The following is an 18,659-nucleotide window of genomic DNA, read 5'->3' as shown; positions in this document are numbered from 1 at the left end:
TTGAGTTGACTTGTACCGCCTGCATTGGTGGTGACACTGGCAGAGTTGACGGCATTAAAGGTAGTTGTACCTGTACTATTGGCGGTGATATTTCCTAATGCTGTTGTAGTGCCGATCGCGCCTGTAAATGTAACGTTACCTGCACCTGCATTTATTAATAAACTTTCAGTGTTTGCTGTAGTGCCGTTGAGGGTTCTATTAAAGGCGACATTACCGCTGCTGGTGGTTCCTGATGTTGTTAAGGTAATACTTGATTGAGTGAGGATAACGGGTGATGGGAAAGTAATATTGCCACCGCTACCTGCTGTGGCTGAGGCATCAATATCGCCGCTAATTGTCGTATTGTTTGTACCAGGATTGAAGGTGATCTGGCCAGCAGTGCTGCTGCTAGAAGTTGAAGTGGTATTAGACTCAAGAAAGCCTGTTGTAATTCCTCCTGGCGCAGTTAAGGCGATCGCTCCTCCATTTCCTGAAGTGGAAGTGGCATCCACATTATTTCCAGGAGTAGTGTCGATCGCGCCTGTTCCTCCGGCAGTGAGGGTGATGTTACCTCCCGTACCTGCACCTGATGAAGAATTCATACGACCAGTAGTAATATTACCACCAGCAGTTGAAATGGCGATCGCTCCTCCATTTCCTGAAGTGGAAAAAGATCGCAGATCTCCAGCAGTGGTGTCAATCGCACTTGTTCCTCCGGCAGTGATGTTAATATTCCCTCCCGTACCTGCAGAAAAGGAATGGGAAGACAGACTACGAGTGGAAATGTTACCGCCAGAAGTTGAAAGTGCGATCGCTCCTGCATTTCCTGAAGCAAAAGTACCTAAATCTCCAGCAGTAGTGTTTATTGCGCCTGTTCCTCCGGCGACAGAAAGGGTGATATTCCCTCCTGTAACTGCACCTCCTAAAGGATTGACAGAATAAACATCGCTAGTGGAAATGTTACCACCGACGGTTGAAAGGTTGATATCTCCCCCTTTTCCTAAAATATTATAGGACGTGAGATATCCAGCGGTGGTGTTGATGGAACCTGTACCTCCGGTGACAGAGAGGGTAATATTTCCTCCATTAACTGCAACTGCACCACCCGAAACAGTGGAAATTAGATTACCAGTAGTAATGTTGCCACCAGAAGTGGAAAGAGCGATCGCTCCTCCATTTCCCGAAGTGGAACGGGAAGATAAATCTCCACCAGTGGTGTTGATCGCGCCGATTCCTCCGGTAGTGAGGGTGATGTTACCTCCCGTACCTGCACCTGATGAAAAAGAACTTAGGGAACCAGTAGTAATATTACCACCAGTAGTTGAGAAGGCGATCGCTCCTCCATTTCCTGAAGGCGAACTTGCATCTCCACCACCGTTGATCGAGCCTGTTCCTCCAGTTATAGAAATGGTAATGTTACCTCCCGTACCTGCACCAATAGAACTGGAATCAGGATAAGCAGTAATGTTTCCACCCGCAGTTGAGAGAGTGATATTACCTCCATTACCTCCAGTGGAAGCCAGAGTGCCAGCAGTAATGTTGCCACCAGCAGTGGAGAGGGCGATCGCTCCTGCATTCGTACCCGGAGCTATTATTGAAGCCGTCAATATGTATCCAGCACTGGTGTTTATATCATTGGTACTGGTGAGAGAAAGATTTCCGCCGCTAGTGTGCAGGAAGGCATTGACTGATATTGCATTACTAGCATTCAATGTGATCGCCCCATTTCCATCAGTGCCAATAAGATCATTGATAGTAATATTGTTATCGGCAGTCAGCGTCAGAGAGTTGTTACTATTATTCCAGACAACAGGAGCATTAACTGTAATGTCTCCTGCACTGGTAGAACCCGATGCAGTAGAAATCGTAACATTGCTTGCTGCCAGTTGCGTTTGCAGCGTTCCGTTATTAATCGTAGAAGTGGGGCCGGCGGGTGCAAATACTCCGAGTGTGAAAGTGCCACCGGCATCAGGGTTGCCATCGATAGTGATGTCTGTTGGATCTAGCAATAGCGTCCCTGCAATCCCAAAAGGCGATCGCAAATCAACTAATCCTTGAAAATCCAGCGATTGCTTTCCAGACACTTCCGCAAAGCCGCCATTACCAGAAAACAAGCCACCTCTCGCCGTAATATTGCCATTAAAACGAGTAGTTTCATCAGCCCAAACTATAACTCGCCCGCCATTCCCATTACTAACAGCATCAGCATTAATCGTCGAGTCGCTGCTGACAAAAGTCCGCAAAGCATTGGGCACAGTCCCCAAACCCTGATAATCTCCGCCAATCAGTACATTACCGCCGCCGTTAATCCCAGAAGCATCTATCTTGCCTGCAATAACTCCTACTTTGTCGCCTAAAATATTTACAGTACCGCCAGTGTTGCCAGAGACGTTGAGACTGCCGGATGCGATCGCAGTTCCCGCAGTTACCGGCACAGCAGCATTCCCTGTTAACACAACTTCCCCATTGGGATTTACCGTCAAACCCGTTGCCTGTGCCACACCTTTTCCAGTCAGCAACTCCGGCAAAGATAACACTGGTTGCGTCCAAGTGTTTGGCAGCGAACTTTGATTTGCTGTGGGCTGAATATCCAAGCTCAATAAATTTCCAGCTTGACTGATCCGCACCAAATTGTTACCCGGTACGGCGCTGATGAGAATATTGCCGCTAGGCGCATTTAGCTGACCAGTATTGACAACCGTACCTCCTACCAAACTTAAACTTTGACCTGGTGTCACCGTCAGATTGCCTGCATTAACAATGCTTCCCCCTGGCACATTTGTAAACGCAAAACTATTGGGCATCCCAATTAAAGTGGCCCAATTGTTATTGCCGATCGCACTAAACCACTGATTGTTTCCAAAACCAATCCCTGTCGCCGTAGTAGCATTAAAAGATCCAGGCACGTTCAGACTGGCATTCGGTCCGAAAATCATGCCGGCAGGATTCATCAAAAATAGATTGGAATTGCCCCCCGTAACTTGAATTAAGCCATTTATTAAAGAAGGATTACCCCCAGTAATCCTTCCCAAAATATTTTGAATATTGGGATTAGTCAGAAAGTTCGCCGTTTGACCTTCGCTGAGGCCAAACTGAGTAAAACTGTGAAAAAGATTAGCCTTATCTCCGCTGACAGAACCCCCGGAAATGTCGTAGCGGTTGCCGTTGGGAGTAACAACTGTGTTAGTGCCGTCTGGTGCCGGGGCGATGGGTTGCGCGTTGGCCGAACCCGCCGCTGCACTCACCCAGGCAACCATGAATAACCAGCCGAGCAAATGTAGTCTGTTGGGTGTCATTGTGTTTAAAACTTGTGCTTAAAGTGCGATCGTATTTATCTATCCTATTGTTACTCCTAAAAAATCTTCATGTCAATAGGCAGCCCTATTTTTGATTCCTGAATAATTAGGAGGGGAAGCTAAATGAAATGTATGTATTTATAAGTAGGTAATGGCACAAAACCATAGGATATTTTAGGGGAAAGCGTGAGGATTACGAGATATCAGCGAGTAAATAAATGTTCTCACCCGTCCTCCCCCATTTAATGTTTATTTGTAACCACCTACTTAGCGGTTTTGAGTTAAGTGAAGTACAGATATGGGGTAGGGACAGGGTAATGCTGTGTCCATCATGTATTCAGGTGCGGGGCGAGCGATGAAACTTGGTTTCTTGTTTCCACTTTCACTGCTTCCATGAAGCAATTACCTTAAAAAACCGGGTTAATGCGTCCGGAAGTGTTGGTGAAAATATGGCGCGGAATGCGAGGGTTAGGGGTTTAAAAAACTCGGAATGTTAGTCAAAATTACGTAGGTATCGATCGCCTATTCTCCCGCTTGCTTTTAGTGGCAAAAAACTCGCTCAAATCCCTAATCGCGACCGCTACCCTCTTCTGCACCGGGCGAGCAGCTTGCAGCCCGCTTTGAGTGCCAACTGGGCGAACTGCCTAACTTTTATCAGAAACTTTATAAGTTTTAGATTATCTTTACCAAAACTTCACAAAACCTGAGTAAAATTTTTATGTATTTTTGTTGAAAGCCAATATTTGCAAGCCTTGCACTCAGCCTTAGACAGTGACCGAAACGAAGTAAATGTAGTAGGTTGGAACTATAGACAGGGTGAAAATATTGCTGTTACAGATTAAACTGTGGCAATCTGGTGTCAGTGAAAACTCTGAGAAGAAGCACTCATTTACTCCCAAACACCCTTAAGTGAGATATGTATGTAGATTCACTGGTGTGGAGCCTCTTCTTTAGGTTTGACGATCGTCCTAAATATCGCAGGCTCGCGATCGTCGATTCGCGTCACGGCAACACGGCATTTTGCGCCTTACTACGTAACAATACTGGAGGAATCAGGGTTATGACTACTTTAATGCTAGTCAAAAAAACATCTTTTACAGTCGCCAGCTTGGCAACCACAATGTTGCTCAGCATCTGCACGCCCGTCAGAGCTTTCATGTTTGGCACTGCCGGCATCCAGTTCGATGAAGATACCAATATAAACTTTACCTTCGACCAATCTCACAGCCCTTACCAGTCCAGCTTGTGGGTGGCCCAAGCTCAGTCAGGAAACAATGGCTACACCAACATCACCAACCTGTTTAACGAGACTAAACCCTCAGATAACGGCTCGGCCAACAACTGGGAAGCAACGTTCGGCAACGCAGTCACCTCCGAAAACGGCTCCATCACCCAAACCTTCAGATTTTTGAAGGCTCAAACTTATGCCCTGCTGCTGTGGAGTGACACAGGTACCGGCAAGCCTTTGGAGCAATACGTATCGTCGAGTACCTTCATGAACAGCCCCCAATGGTGGGCCGCCGGCACCCAGTTCCGAAGAGATGAATGTCTGGTGGCGGGATGTCAGCTTGCTGTGTTTGGTAACTTTAGGCTCGACAACAACTCCAGCGACTCATTTGCAAACATCAATGGCGGTAAAGGCCCAGAGCAATTTTCATCCCTCACAATCGCCGAACTGGCTAAGGGCACAAAAATCTCCTTCGACGATGCCAAACCAAAAACCGGGCTTGACTTCAAAGACTTCACCGTGTCGGCTCAGTCAGTCCCCAAACCAGTCCCCGGACCAGTCCCCGGACCAGTCCCCGAACCAGTCCCCGAACCAGTCCCCCAACCAGTTCCCCAACCAGTCCCCGAACCAGTTCCCCAACCAGTTCCCCAACCAGTCCCCGAACCAGTCCCCGAACCAGTCCCCGAACCAGTCACAGTGTTCGGGACTATGATGGGGCTTGGGGCTTTGGCTGCAGCTCGCAGGAAAAAAAAGCGAGGGCAGCAACGATAAAAAAGACTCTTAACCAGCCCCATACAAATCTAAATAGTGCGTCTGTTCAGTGGTAATCTGAGGAATAGCATTTCTAAATGTTAAGACTTTTTCCATAACGGGAAAAATAGCATCCTAACAAAGGCACTATTCATGGTATCCACCGCAACAAAAACCAACGTAGGCTACATCACCCAAATCATTGGGCCGGTTGTAGACGTAAAATTCCCAGGCGGCAAACTGCCCCAAATCTATAACGCTCTCACGATTTCCGGCAAAAACGAAGCAGGTCAAGAGATTGCCGTTACCTGCGAAGTTCAGCAACTGCTCGGAGACAGCCAAGTGCGCGCCGTTTCCATGAGTACCACCGACGGCTTGGTGCGTGGCATGGAAGTAGTAGATACCGGGGAAGCGATCCAAGTTCCCGTCGGAATCCCAACTCTCGGCCGGATTTTTAACGTCATCGGTCAACCCGTAGACAACCTCGGCCCGGTCAATACTTCCGAAAGTATGCCCATCCACCGCAACCCGCCGGCTTTCACCGAACTGGAAACCAAGCCTTCGGTGTTTGAAACTGGGATCAAGGTGATTGACCTGCTGGCGCCCTACCGTCGCGGCGGCAAAATCGGTTTGTTCGGCGGCGCAGGCGTCGGCAAAACCGTGATTATGATGGAACTCGTGAACAACATCGCCAAGGCTCACGGCGGCGTGTCCGTGTTCGGTGGTGTGGGCGAGCGCACCCGCGAAGGTAATGACCTCTACAAAGAAATGATCGAGTCGGGGGTTATTAACGAAGAAGACCGCAGCAAGTCAAAAATTGCTCTGGTTTACGGTCAAATGAACGAGCCACCTGGTGCTCGGATGCGCGTGGGCCTGTCGGCTCTGGCGATGGCCGAATACTTCCGCGATGTCAGCAAGCAAGACGTGCTGCTGTTCATTGACAATATCTTCCGGTTTGTGCAAGCGGGTTCTGAGGTATCGGCTCTGTTGGGTCGGATGCCTTCTGCTGTGGGATATCAGCCGACTCTCGGTACAGACATGGGCGACTTGCAAGAACGGATTACTTCGACTACCGAAGGTTCGATTACTTCGGTTCAAGCTGTGTACGTACCTGCGGATGACTTGACTGACCCCGCACCTGCTACGACTTTTGCTCACTTGGACGCTACAACTGTGTTGTCTCGCGGTTTGGCTGCGAAGGGGATTTATCCTGCGGTTGACCCGCTGGATTCTACGTCTACGATGTTGCAAGTTAGCGTTGTCGGCGAAGAGCACTATGGTGTTGCTCGTCAGGTGCAGTCTACTCTGCAACGCTATAAGGAATTGCAAGACATTATTGCAATTTTGGGCTTGGACGAGCTGTCGGAAGATGACCGCTTGACCGTTTCTCGCGCTCGCAAAATTGAACGGTTCTTGTCTCAACCGTTCTTTGTGGCCGAAGTGTTCACCGGTTCCCCCGGCAAGTATGTCAAGCTGGCAGATACCATTAAGGGCTTCCAGATGATTCTCGCTGGTGAACTTGATGAGTTACCAGAACAAGCTTTCTATTTGGTGGGCGATATCAACGAGGCGATCGCCAAAGCTGAAAAAATGAAAGCTGACGCCAAGTAATTTTAGTCATTAGTTAGTAGTCAGTAGTCAGTAGTCAGTCGTTATTAGTTATTTGTTATTGGTAACAACTGACAACTGACAACTGATAACTGACAACTGATAACTGACAACTGACAACTGACAACCGACAACTGACAATTTATGACATTAACTGTGCGCGTAGTGGCCCCAGACAAAACTGTTTGGGATTCTAATGCTGAAGAAGTAATTCTGCCGAGCACCACAGGCCAACTGGGTATCTTGAGCGGTCACGCTCCAATGTTGACGGCTTTGGATACCGGAGTGATGCGCGTCCGTCCTGGCAAGGAATGGGTGTCTATTGCTCTGATGGGTGGCTTTGCAGAAATCCAAGAAAACAAAGTTACTATTCTTGTCAACGGCGCTGAAAAAGGCGAAACCATTGATAAAGAAGCTGCTCGTACTGCTTACACCGAAGCAGAAGCTCGTTTGGAAAAGGCTACTAGCGGCACTTTGCAAGAGCAAATTCAAGCTAAGCAAGCAATCAAACGCGCGAGAGCTCGTTTCCAAGCTGCCGGTGGCACGCTTTAGCTCTAATGCTAGGGACATAGTGCTTTTGTAGTAGGGACACAACAATGTTGTGTCCCTGCTGTTTTTCTCGGGTGGTGTCCCTAATGTTTTGCTAAACTCCGGCCTCGGACAATAGAGATTGCATTGTTTCCCAAGATAACCCCTGCTGAAGATAGCGGGGGTTATTTGGATTGTAGGGGCTCTCTACGCGATCGACACTGACAATTTTTGCTTCCTCCGGCAAAACAGGAACCTCTGGATCGAAAGCGGTCGAGCGCGTCAGGGAGCTAGAAAAGCCTTTAAAAATAGCAATTTCATCGAATTCGCCGTCAATTTGGGCCTTGACGATTAAAACTTCGTGCGATCGTTTTACCGTGTATTGTTCCAAGCGACGAGCAATAGAGTCAGCCATAGCAAATCTCACTTTCCTGAAATCTGCTACAATATAGCTTAATTTTGTGGCTAGTTTCAGCGACAGATAGCTAATTTTTTATTTTTAATTCGACCTTTCTTAAAAGCAGGAAGTAAGCGGACATAATATCAATCCTGTAAAAAACATTTGCAACATTTTCATCCGGCAAAACCTACTTTTTCGATATTTTATGAGCCACAGAAAGACTAGGTTTCAATTATCGTTGTCCCGTCAAATTTTTATTGAACGGCGTTTGGCTTGGGATATACGCTGCTATTTATGCTAGTTTTTTGCTTGAGAGTAGCTCTGGTAAGTTGCCACTCCCAGCTAATAAATAACTGTTGACGCGGCGGTAATTCTAGTTAGTGACTCAATTTTATAGCGTTTGGGCGATCGAGAAAAATATATGTGCCGATTTGTCGAGCGAGTCAGAGTAAAAGGCAAAAAATCTGCCGTGTCTGTGTTTAAAATTTATGGTGCAGAAACAGAACAAAGCATTGAACTAAAACAGGAAACTGCTACTGAATTTCAACGAAGTCGGGAGCTTTATTTTGAGCAAAGTTTTATTAAAGCGCCAAAAATCTTCAATAAAATTTGCGAAAGACATCCTCAAGAGAAGTTAGCAGCAATGTACTGCAAGCGCTCTCTGAAGAATCGAATGTATGGAGTGGCAGAAGGATGGTCGGGGATAGAAGCTTTGGATGAAAAGTAGTAAAAGTAGCATTAAGCTGAGGGCAGAAATTTTTATGTGTTTATCCAGTTTTTTGTACCTGACCTCAGTCATAATACATTCAGGCTGAAGCATTCGACCCCAAAATTGGGAGTTTTCCTGAAAGATACGCCGTCGAGTGAGCTGCTTTTGAGTTCAAACTCGAATATACTGCGGAAAGGTATGCGAGAAATAAACTCAGTTTCTCTGAAAAATCTCAGGTTGGACAGGGATTCACGAAGAAACCAAGAATTAGGCTTTCCTTGCGTAAGTTTTGTGTAAGTACAAAATGGTTGAGAATGCTTACCAGCGGTCAATCTTCGCTCCGAGTATTAACTGTGTCTTTCAAGCTAAATTAATGTTATGTCCACTCTTTCTCTCAAGCGCTTGGTGGCCAAACTTTTAGGAAAAGCGACGATCCAAACTGTACTCATAGTTCCGTTTGTATTGCAAGTATTTGCAGCGGTGGGTATTGTGGGATACTTATCATTTAGGAACTCTCAAAGAGCAGTGAATGACCTTGCCGATCAGTTGATGGGGGAGGTGAGCAATCGGATAGAGCAAAATTTGAGAACTTATCTGCAAACTCCGCACCAAATCAATCAAAGCAAGCTAGATGCAGTTAAACTGGGTTTTGTGAACATGAAAGACTTGTCAGCTTGGGAAAAGTATCTGTGGCGACAAGTGCAATTATATCCTTATATCAATTTTACGTCGATCGCCAATCAAGATGGAGAATATCGCACCGGCGAAAAGATGTCTAACGGCACTTTATTGATTAACGCATCGGGCCCATCTACAGGTTTTGATTTTTATTCTTACAATACTAATGATAGGGGCGATCGCACGACAGTAGTAGCGTCCTTCAAAAACTTCGACATCCGACAGCACCCTTCCTACACCTATGCGGCTCTAGAAGCCAAACCAACTTGGAGTTCAGTTTATATATCCTTACTAGAACCCACATTGATCATCAGCGCGCTGCAACCAGTTTACAACACCCAGAAACAGCTAGAAGGAGTATTAATTGCTGCTTTGCGTCTCGACAGTATCGGTCAATTTTTAAACAGCCTCAAAATAGGCAAATCCGGTCAAACTTTTATTATTGAAAGAAACGGCACCCTGCTGGCAACTTCCACACCCGAAAAACCTTTCCGCACCCAAAACGGTAAAAAAGAACTGTTTAAAGTGACAGAAAGCAGCGATCCAGTAACGCAAACTACAGCTAAATATTTAGAAATTCACTTTCACAACTTGCGCCAAATTACCAAAGCGCAGTCAATAAATTTTGAGATAAAAGGCCAGCAGCAATTTTTAAAAGTCCTGCCATTCCAAGACGGCAAAGGTTTAGATTTGCTAATTGTTGTCGTCGTTCCCGAAGCCGACTTTATGGAACAAATCCATGCCGGCAACCGAACTACAGTGTTACTATGTCTGGCAGCTTTAGGCATGGCAACTGTGCTAGGAATCCTCACTTCTGGCTGGATTATCAAACCTATTTTAAAATTAAAAGATGCAGCAATAGCTTTGTCTGAAGGACAATTTGACAAAACTGTAAAGCTCGATCGCTCCGACGAGTTGGGCGTACTTGCCGCTGCTTTTAACAGCATGGCAACACAACTGCAAACATCTTTTACTGCCTTAGAAACTAAAAATACCGAGTTGCAGCGACTAGACAAACTAAAAGACGAATTCTTAGCCAATACTTCCCACGAACTCCGCACTCCCCTCAATGGTATTATTGGGATTGCAGAATCTTTAATAGACGGTGCTACTGGACAACTGCCCGATTCAACAAATTTTAACTTAGCTTTGATTTCCTCATCGGGCAAAAGATTATCTTCTTTAATTAACGATCTTCTGGACTTTTCTCAGCTCAAACACAAAACTATAGAACTCCAAATTAAGTCCGTCGGTATTCGAGAAATAGTGTCGGTAATTCTCACTTTGTCTCAGCCATTAGTAGGCAAAAAAAACTTGCAATTGATTAACTCAGTCACTCTGGGATTGCCGTCAATAGCAGCCGACGAGAATCGCTTGCAGCAAATACTTTACAACTTAATCGGCAATGCGATTAAATTTACCGAAGGTGGCACAATTGAAATTTCAGCAGAATTGGTAATGGGCAATGCACAATCACCTCCTAACTCTCAATTAGCCATTACTGTATCTGACACTGGTATTGGCATCCCGGAAGATAAATTAGAGCGAGTTTTTGAATCCTTTGAACAAGCTGACGGTTCCACTGCTAGAGAATATGGGGGAACGGGTTTAGGGTTAACTGTTGCCAAGCAATTAGTGGAATTACACGGAGGTAAAATTTGGGTATCTTCAACTGTAGGCGTCGGTTCCCAATTCACCTTTACTTTGCCCGTATCTGAGAGTCAGCCGGAATTTAGCAGCAGACAGCCGGGTTTAACCGAAGAATCTTGCATTTTAATCACTCCTGAATTTCCCCCCAAATCATCTATAATAAATTCTCCGGTATTCGCTAATAGCGAGTCGCTAGAAAGTGAAAAAATAAAAATTTTAGTAGTTGATGATGAGCCGATTAATATTCATGTCATTATCAACAGTCTTTCTCTAGAAAACTACGAGATAACTCAAGCGAGCAACGGCTTGGAAGCTTTAAATTTAATTAAATCAGGATTTAAGCCCGACTTAATTTTACTCGACGTAATGATGCCGCAGATGACTGGTTATGAAGTGTGTCGAGAAGTTCGCAAAAAATACTCGCCTTTAGAAATGCCGATTCTGATGCTGACGGCTAAAAATCAAACTAATGACTTGGTAGAAGCTTTTAACTTAGAAGCAAATGATTATGTAACTAAACCTTTTATCAAAAAGGAATTGTTGGCGAGAATTAATACGCAAATTCGCCTAGCAAAACTGAATGCAGCCTACGGCAGGTTTGTGCCACACGATTTTCTAAACTTGCTGGAAAAGCCAAGTATTATTGAAGTAAAACTAGGCGAAAATCAGGAAAGAAATATGACGGTGCTGTTTGCGGATATTCGCTCGTTTACGGCGCTTTCGGAAAATATGACACCGCCTGAAAATTTCGCATTTATTAACACTTACTTGGGAAGGGTTAGCCCTGCAATTAGGAAAAATAACGGGTTTATTGACAAATACATTGGGGATGCAGTCATGGCACTGTTTCCTACATCTCCATCTGATGGCGTGCGAGCAGCAATTGATATGCAAAAAGAAGTGAATATTTATAACCAGCAGCGGGAAAAAAATGGTTTGTGTCCGATCGCGATCGGCGTCGGTTTGCACGCGGGCAATTTGATGTTGGGTACAATTGGCGAGCGAGAACGGATGGAAAGTACCGTGATTGCTGATGCGGTGAATCTCGCCTCTCGTTTGGAAGGATTGACTAAGGTTTACGGCTCGGGAATTCTAGTTAGCGGTGCAATTATTGATCGCCTAGACGATCCAGAAAAATATAAGTACAGATTTGTCGATCGAGTAACGGTGAAAGGAAAGACAAATGCTGTGTCGGTGTTTGAAATTTACGATACAGAAACAGAGCAGAGCATTGTACTCAAGCAGCAAACTGCGGAAATTTTTCAAGAAGCTCTCAATTTTTACTACGAGCAAAAATTTGTTGCCGCCCAAAAAGTATTTCAGAATATTTTACAAATCAATCCAGACGATAGGGTAGCCATGCTGTATTTCAAACGAGCTCGCAAGTATCGAATGTACGGAGCGCCCGATGGGTGGTGTGGGGTGGAAACTTCGACGGAGAAATAGGGCGCGCACTGCACGCCCTACTCTCTTTAAAAGATGGTTGCACAAACTTTAAAATATAGTTGTACAAACGCCCAATTTATTCCAAGTTTTAGAACCGACAATGCCATCAGCAACGATTTTTTGTTGCTTTTGAAAATTGATGACTGCTTGTTCGGTTTTCGGACCGAATCCTCCATCAGTATTTACGGAAAATCCGTTGGCGTGCAAGAGCCGCGGAAGGTAGCGAACGTCCTCATTTTGGGTGACGCCATCGTTGCGTTTGAGTAGGGGAAAATAACGACAGGAAGGTATTTCCATGTGAATTGCGTTTGTGGTTTGCATGGTTTGATTCTCCATTGGTTGTTTGCAAGTTGTTTAAAAGCAGGGCAGCACAGAAAAGATGTTAATTAATAGTCCTGAATGCACTTTGGACGGGCAGAAACGAGGTTTCGGCTTCGCTCTACCATCAGATTTTTTAGCGTTTCTGGGGGAGTAAAGGAAGTATTGCTGTGAAAAAACCCAGTTTCTTGCTACCCGTGTGCCTAGGATTAGTTAACTTGGATTTAACATCCGGGTTCACCTGTATAACAAGCGCCTAATAGACTCCAAGTTTGAGAACCGACAATGCCATCAACACCAATCTTATTGTCCTTTTGAAATTTGATGACTGCTTGTTCGGTTTTTGGGCCGAAGAATCCATCAGTTGCGACGGGATATCCCTTTTTAACTAAGGATTGTTGGAGATAGCGCACGTTTTGATTGGCAGTGGTACTATTATTTCGTTGCAGTGTGGGCAGTGAAGAGCAAAGAGGCAATTGAGCGTAAATTGAATTTGTGGTTTGCATGGTTTGATTGGGGATTAGTGGTTGGCAAGCCGTTTGAACTTGCTATTCCCCAGTTGTAACTGTGGGGGGAAGTGCTTTAACAGTCGCTTTTTATAGTGACGCTTTTCTGGGGTAACTCAGATGAGTGACAGCCCGCTATAAAATCCCTTGTGTACAAAGTAATTGTCAAAGGCAAACAGCAGCGAATTTCCATTTTTTATCAACTTTTAGCATCTTTGCCACCAGCCCCACACCATAAGTAAGTCGGCGCATAAAAACGACCCTATGTAAACGAGGGCCAAGTCTCCACAGGCTCTCTACTGGCGGACTTAAACCTGTTTACATAGTGTTACATTATGCGGTTAAATTCCGTCTACCTACTTACCTGTACGACTGTTGGTGTCGGGATGGATAGGCTGATTGACGTAGAGAAAGCGAGTCAATCAATCGTGTCACGGTGCAATCGCTCCACTCTTGTATAAGCTGAGTAATAGTTTTTTATTTAGAGGCGGTAAAATACTGTATTTAAAGCTAGTTAACCATTTGAGCGAAAAGGGCGATCGGGAAAATGGGTCAGGGGTTGGGACTTTAACTTAGAAGTGATATCGTAGTATCGGTAGATAGTAGATTTCCGGCTGTCAAACAACTTGAGAATTGAATCAATGACAATTTCTGTAACGCTCGGGTTAAAGTCGGAAATAAAGTCGTCAGCGTCGAGATTTTGTAGAAAAAATTCCTTAGCTCGATCGCACTGATAGCGCATTTCGTCAAAGCCAACAATTTTGACCACAAACGTTGTTAACGGCGAGTTCTCCAAATCGGTTTTAGAAGTGCTTTTAGCCCGCCCATTTTCTAATAAATTTAATACTTCCGCTTCTAAACCAATTTTAGGTTGATAAGGTTTTTCTAGCTGTGGGAAAAAGCTTTCCAGGCGTACGCAGTTAGGAGATTGATCCGGAATTCCTCCCATCATCATCGCCAGAGAAACATCGATTCCCAAACCCGAAGAAAGAGCTTCTAGCAGGGCTAGAGCAGGCAGTTTGCACCCCAAATAAAGCTTGGCAATTTCGAGATTGGACTTAGCAGTAGTTTCCCAGCGCTGATACGTGCGATCGTCTGGATATCCCTCAAACTGCCGGAAAATCATCTCTGGCTTGAGATAATTCAGAAAACCTTCCATCTTCACCACAGCAACTCGGTAGTCGCGAATCGTGTAAAAACCGCAGCAGATGAGATTGTGATTGGTTTCCGGCAGTAAATTCCAGGTATTTGCCAAAAAATGGGCTGAACTATGGTGAGCAAAACTCATCACATCCCGGTTAGAAATTCGCACAGCTTTTTTGACCGTTTCCCGTATTTCCTCATCAGTCAAACTGAGGTTAAATCGGCTATTTATTGCTTGCAAGCGGTCATAAAGGCGCTGGCTTACTGTTACTCCGGACTCGGGGGCGCGAAACGGAATTGTTGCTTCAATGCAGCCTGCTATTTGAAGCAATTGCTCGCGTTTGAGAAAGGGTTCTAAAGCTTTTGCTGCTACGACAGCGCTGAGAAATTCGTTTTGTCCGGCGAAAGGATTGAGGACTTCGCCCGGTACAAAATTGAATACCAGCATTACCATCTCGAAGGTAGCATCCGCAGACAGTTCAGATTTATCTCGAATTTGTAGTTGTTTGTTAACCTCTTTTGCAACAGGAGTGATGTAGTAGCTGACGTTAAAGTTAATGCTGCGATCGACTTGCACGTAGACGGTATCGTGAAATAAAGCTGCCAAAACCTCGATCGCGTCTTCATCTCCCCCCACCTCAAAAATATGTTCGGGAGTGTGAAAAAACCGCCATGGCCCCATCATCGGCTGAACAATCAGTTCGGCAATCCGAGCGACTTCACTTGGTTCGACTTTTGCTTCCAGGCGATCGAGGGCCCAAATTAGCCTTTCTAAGCACTGTAAGTAGGCTTGTTTGCTATCCATCACAGTCTTTCCCAGTAACATTGCTGTCAGTCGATTTTGGATTTTAGATTTTAGATTTTAGATTTACTCCACAGATGAATCTGGAAGCTTCTACTTTAGTCTAAAATTTTTAGATCCCTACGACTGGAGTCGGCGGCTTGTATCCGTTTTTGGGCAACTTCACGTCATCTACCCTGCTGTTAGCTTAATTTTTCCCTAGATGCGCCCCGGCTTTTTTTGTTGGGGATTTTTGAGTTTTTTGTTGAAGACATTCGCTGCCATTTAGGAGGGAAATACTAACTTAAACTAAACTTAATTTCCGGTAGCTGACCTCCCCTGTTTTCCTAGTCTAATTAGCACAAAATATGACAAGTAAATTACATAGATTGCTAAACCTATCAGACCCAACAATCCCAAAAATTGAGGGTTTGCCGCAGGGTGAAACATTTGTTTGTACAGCCAAGGTGGATCTAACCAAACGCGGCAAAAAGGTTCATCAATTACCTGAATTTGAGATTTAAAGGCACAGCTTAAGAAGGGAAGTTGAGCTAGTGCGCCCAAACCGCTGTAAACAGTAATCGCCCACCGCCAAGCTGTAAAAGCCAGTTTCAGGGGCGACTGCGGTCGATCGGCAATTTCTTCGTTTAAATCTTCCCAAAACCACAGACTAGCGGGAATTAAGGCCCTCCCAATCACCGACGATACAAAACTCACAGGCAGCGCAGCCATCATCAGGTAAAGTGTAATTGCCAGCAAACTCGCCACTCGCCAATAAATAATCGACAAACGGACGATCGCCTCAGCTTTTGCCACAACAGCCCAAATCAGCACTACCAGCGGGATCGAAATTGTTAATAACACAGACAACCGGTAATCCATCCAGACTAGCGGTTGAAACCAAGGCCCGGTGGCTGCCAATAAAAGACTCAACATCTTTGGGAAAATATACTCACTTATTTGTCACAAATTTTACTACAAAAATGCTAAAAAATAGCAGCAACCAGAACAGGGTCTTAATGTTTTAGTTGCTGCTATTTTTTCTAAGGTACTTGGTGCGCTTTGAAGGGTACTTGAGACACGATAGACGGCAATACGCTTGAGTTAAAACTGTTTATTCCTCGAATCTCGCCTTCCCATCCCCCGAACCAAGGCGCACCAGAGCAAATTATTGTCCCCCTTGGTTCGGGGAGTGGGGAGAAGCTGGCTGATTTTAACCGTATTGGGATAGAGGGCAAATCTCGCCATTATTTCAAGGCTCAACCCCAAAAATAAAATTCTCCCGCGCCAAAAGTTAGATTTCGGCGCGGGAGGGAAGGCATAGAGCTAAATGGCTCGTTTATTCCTCGTAGATGCGGCACTCAGCAGCGTCAGGATTGTCGTCGCAAAATTTTTCAAAAGAATTCTTAGGTTTGACTTGCTTTTGGTGGGAAGCTTCTGCTTGCAGTTCTTCAACTGCGTCCCACGCCGCCGCGCATTCCCCGGAAGTGGCGCCCTTGAGGTCACAGACGGTACGAGCGCTTTCTAGTTCTTCTTCAATTTGTTCTTGGATGTTGCTTGCGGGTGTTGTTGTCATAAAGCTTGTTGGTATGAATGTGTAGGAGAATATGGTTGTCCCCGACCTATTTCTAGGTAATGTTAGCACGCCCCTTTGTTTAGTGAGCTTGTTCGGCTAACGGCACGTCCTTAACCCAAATAAAGATGTTTAACCGTTAACGACAGACCAAGGGACTAGCTAAGCATCCGCTTGGTGTCATCACTCAAAAAACGTAGACCTCTAAAGTCTTAGGCTGGTCAACTGTGGTTTAAGTCTTAGGCTCGAAGCGAGCGTGTCTTTAGACCTGGGTCGTTGACCTTATTAAGTAAGAAAGGTTTTCTTTTTGGATGTTAGTTTGGGTTGGATGTGCTGTTTCGGTCTGGCGACCCCAGCTAATAATAGCTTGAGATGCGCTGCTGTTGGAGCAGGCCAGATAGAAACCATCCATAACTGCGATCACAGCCCCTCTCTACTTCCTGCTTTACCCTACCCCGTTGGCGGGGGAAGAGTCCAGAGGCATCAATGTAGGTCGGGCTGACCTTACTTTTGATGAAAACATTACACGAGGTTGGTGTGTCAAACTGTATTGAGCTTTATCTTTTAAGATTTAACTGAACACGGCATTTAACACTAAACAGATTAATGGGACAGTCATGTTAACTTATGTTAACACAAGAAGGGCAATCGAGGGGGAATCGATCGCCCAATAATACCGTCCCCCCAGTGGCCAGTTCCGGTTAGCCTAATGTATAGAGATAGTTTTATAGAGAAATTTGCCTTATGTACACCCAAAACCAAATGCAATGGGTCAGCGCTTTATCAACCCGTCCCTCATTGGAATCAGCGCTCAAAGAAGTTATAGAACAAGCCGATCGCGACCTAGAAGGCCCGGCTGATTTAGCGCTGATATTTATCTCGTCTGCCTTTGCCAGCGAGTATTCTCGGCTGATGCCCTTACTCCGAGAACTGCTGCCAGTGCCCGCGATTCTGGGCTGCGGTGGGGGAGGAGTCATCGGCACGAACCGGGGCGGCCTCACCGAAGAAGTCGAGGGATCTCCCGCAGTCAGCCTCAGTCTGGCGCGCTTGCCGGGAGTAAATGTCAGAACTTTTCACGTCGGTGCAGAAGAACTGCCGGACTTAGACAGTCCCCCGGATACTTGGGTGGATCTCTTGGGCGTGCCGGCCCAGGAAGAACCGCAGTTCATCATCTTGGCCGACCCCTTTTCCGCAAAAATTAACGATTTGCTCCAAGGGCTAGATTATGCCTATCCGGGCGCGGCAAAGGTAGGGGGACTCGCCGGGGGGGACGGTGCGGGCAGGGGCGCGGCGCTGTTTTGCGACTATCAGCTTTACCGAGAAGGGACGGTTGGCGTAGCTTTGAGTGGCAATATAGTTTTGGAAACGATCGTAGCTCAAGGCTGTAGGCCGATCGGGCATCCTTATCGGGTGACGGAAGGAGAGCGCAATATTTTGCTGAAACTCGAAGAACAAACCGACGATACCGGCAGCGGGGGCATCGAGCGATCGCCCTTAGAGGCTTTGCGAGAGTTAGTTCAAACTTTGAGCGAAGAAGACCGAGAATTAGCTCAGCACTCGTTATTTGTAGGCTTAGTCAGCGATGAATTCAAGCTGACATTAGAGCCTGGAGATTTTTTAATCCGCAATCTGTTGGGAGTAGATCCGAAAGTGGGGGCAATTGCGATCGGCGATCGAGTCCGTCCCGGACAGCGCATCCAATTTCACCTGCGGGACGCGCGCACCTCCGCAGAAGACCTAGAAATGCTGCTCGATCGCTATCAGCGGGCTGCCGAGTACAGCGGTACATCTAGTGCCGGCGCATTGATGTTCTCTTGTCTGGGGCGCGGTGAAGGGCTTTACGGCCAGTCGAACTTTGACTCCCGACTGTTTGGCCGATACCTCAAAAACATCCCCCTGAGCGGCTTTTTCTGCAACGGCGAAATCGGCCCCGTCGGCGGCAGCACGTTTCTGCACGGCTACACCTCGGTATTCGGGATTTGCCGCCAAAATTCATAATTTGTGAACTGTTGAGTGTTGAGTGTTGACTGATGACTGTTAACTGTTAACAATTGAAGATCTAAAAT

Annotated in this window: 13 protein-coding genes; 6 read left to right on the top strand and 7 right to left on the bottom strand. The window is 45.9% G+C overall.

Going from position 1 to position 18,659, the window contains the following annotated elements; translation table 11 throughout:
- Positions 1-3,275 (bottom strand): two-partner secretion domain-containing protein (locus QT996_RS07850; protein ID WP_333045640.1); only part of this gene is annotated, 3,275 nt, incomplete at its 3' end.
- A gap of 916 nt (positions 3,276-4,191) precedes the next feature.
- Here QT996_RS07850 and QT996_RS07845 point away from each other — a divergent pair.
- From QT996_RS07845 to atpC, 3 genes are all read left to right on the top strand, one after another.
- A complete protein-coding gene (locus QT996_RS07845; RefSeq protein ID WP_333045639.1) occupies positions 4,192-5,274 on the top strand; it encodes a PEP-CTERM sorting domain-containing protein in 1,083 nt (360 codons plus the stop codon).
- Positions 5,275-5,406: 132 nt separating this feature from the next.
- A complete protein-coding gene (gene atpD, locus QT996_RS07840) occupies positions 5,407-6,864 on the top strand; it encodes a F0F1 ATP synthase subunit beta (RefSeq protein ID WP_333045638.1) in 1,458 nt (485 codons plus the stop codon).
- Positions 6,865-7,005: 141 nt separating this feature from the next.
- A complete protein-coding gene (gene atpC, locus QT996_RS07835) occupies positions 7,006-7,413 on the top strand; it encodes an ATP synthase F1 subunit epsilon (RefSeq protein WP_006635885.1) in 408 nt (135 codons plus the stop codon).
- A 91-nt stretch (positions 7,414-7,504) separates the two neighbouring features.
- Here atpC and QT996_RS07830 read toward each other — a convergent pair whose 3' ends face one another.
- On the bottom strand, positions 7,505-7,804 hold the full coding sequence (locus QT996_RS07830; protein ID WP_006635886.1) for a DUF7734 family protein: 300 nt from the start codon (positions 7,802-7,804) through the stop codon (positions 7,505-7,507).
- A gap of 406 nt (positions 7,805-8,210) precedes the next feature.
- Here QT996_RS07830 and QT996_RS07825 point away from each other — a divergent pair, with 406 nt between their 5' ends.
- Both QT996_RS07825 and QT996_RS07820 read left to right on the top strand, forming a co-directional pair.
- On the top strand, positions 8,211-8,516 hold the full coding sequence (locus QT996_RS07825) for a hypothetical protein (RefSeq protein ID WP_333045637.1): 306 nt from the start codon (positions 8,211-8,213) through the stop codon (positions 8,514-8,516).
- Positions 8,517-8,876: 360 nt separating this feature from the next.
- Entirely contained in the window at positions 8,877-12,272 is a 3,396-nt protein-coding gene (locus QT996_RS07820) for an ATP-binding protein (RefSeq protein WP_333045636.1), read from the top strand.
- Positions 12,273-12,320: 48 nt separating this feature from the next.
- Here QT996_RS07820 and QT996_RS07815 read toward each other — a convergent pair whose 3' ends face one another.
- The 5 genes from QT996_RS07815 to QT996_RS07795 form a co-directional block, all read right to left on the bottom strand.
- Entirely contained in the window at positions 12,321-12,593 is a 273-nt protein-coding gene (locus QT996_RS07815; protein ID WP_333045635.1) for a peptidoglycan-binding domain-containing protein, read from the bottom strand.
- Between the two features lie 221 nt (positions 12,594-12,814).
- Entirely contained in the window at positions 12,815-13,096 is a 282-nt protein-coding gene (locus QT996_RS07810) for a peptidoglycan-binding domain-containing protein (RefSeq protein ID WP_333045634.1), read from the bottom strand.
- Positions 13,097-13,610: 514 nt separating this feature from the next.
- Positions 13,611-15,065 carry a hypothetical protein gene (locus tag QT996_RS07805; RefSeq protein ID WP_445304550.1) on the bottom strand — a complete coding sequence of 485 codons (1,455 nt, stop codon included), beginning with the start codon at positions 15,063-15,065 and terminating at the stop codon, positions 13,611-13,613.
- Between the two features lie 270 nt (positions 15,066-15,335).
- Complete coding sequence (locus QT996_RS07800; RefSeq protein WP_333045632.1) at positions 15,336-15,956, bottom strand: DUF3177 family protein; 621 nt, start codon at positions 15,954-15,956, stop codon at positions 15,336-15,338.
- A 403-nt stretch (positions 15,957-16,359) separates the two neighbouring features.
- Complete coding sequence (locus QT996_RS07795; protein ID WP_333045631.1) at positions 16,360-16,596, bottom strand: Calvin cycle protein CP12; 237 nt, start codon at positions 16,594-16,596, stop codon at positions 16,360-16,362.
- A 741-nt stretch (positions 16,597-17,337) separates the two neighbouring features.
- On the opposite strand from QT996_RS07795, the gene QT996_RS07790 reads away from it, so the two are divergent.
- On the top strand, positions 17,338-18,591 hold the full coding sequence (locus QT996_RS07790; protein ID WP_333045630.1) for an FIST N-terminal domain-containing protein: 1,254 nt from the start codon (positions 17,338-17,340) through the stop codon (positions 18,589-18,591).
- Positions 18,592-18,659: the final 68 nt, after the last annotated feature.

This window comes from Microcoleus sp. S13C4, assembly GCF_036700865.1.
Lineage (GTDB): Bacteria > Cyanobacteriota > Cyanobacteriia > Cyanobacteriales > Microcoleaceae > Microcoleus.
The sequence above is the reverse complement of the archived record's forward strand: the minus strand, read 5'-3'. Positions and strand labels throughout refer to the sequence as shown.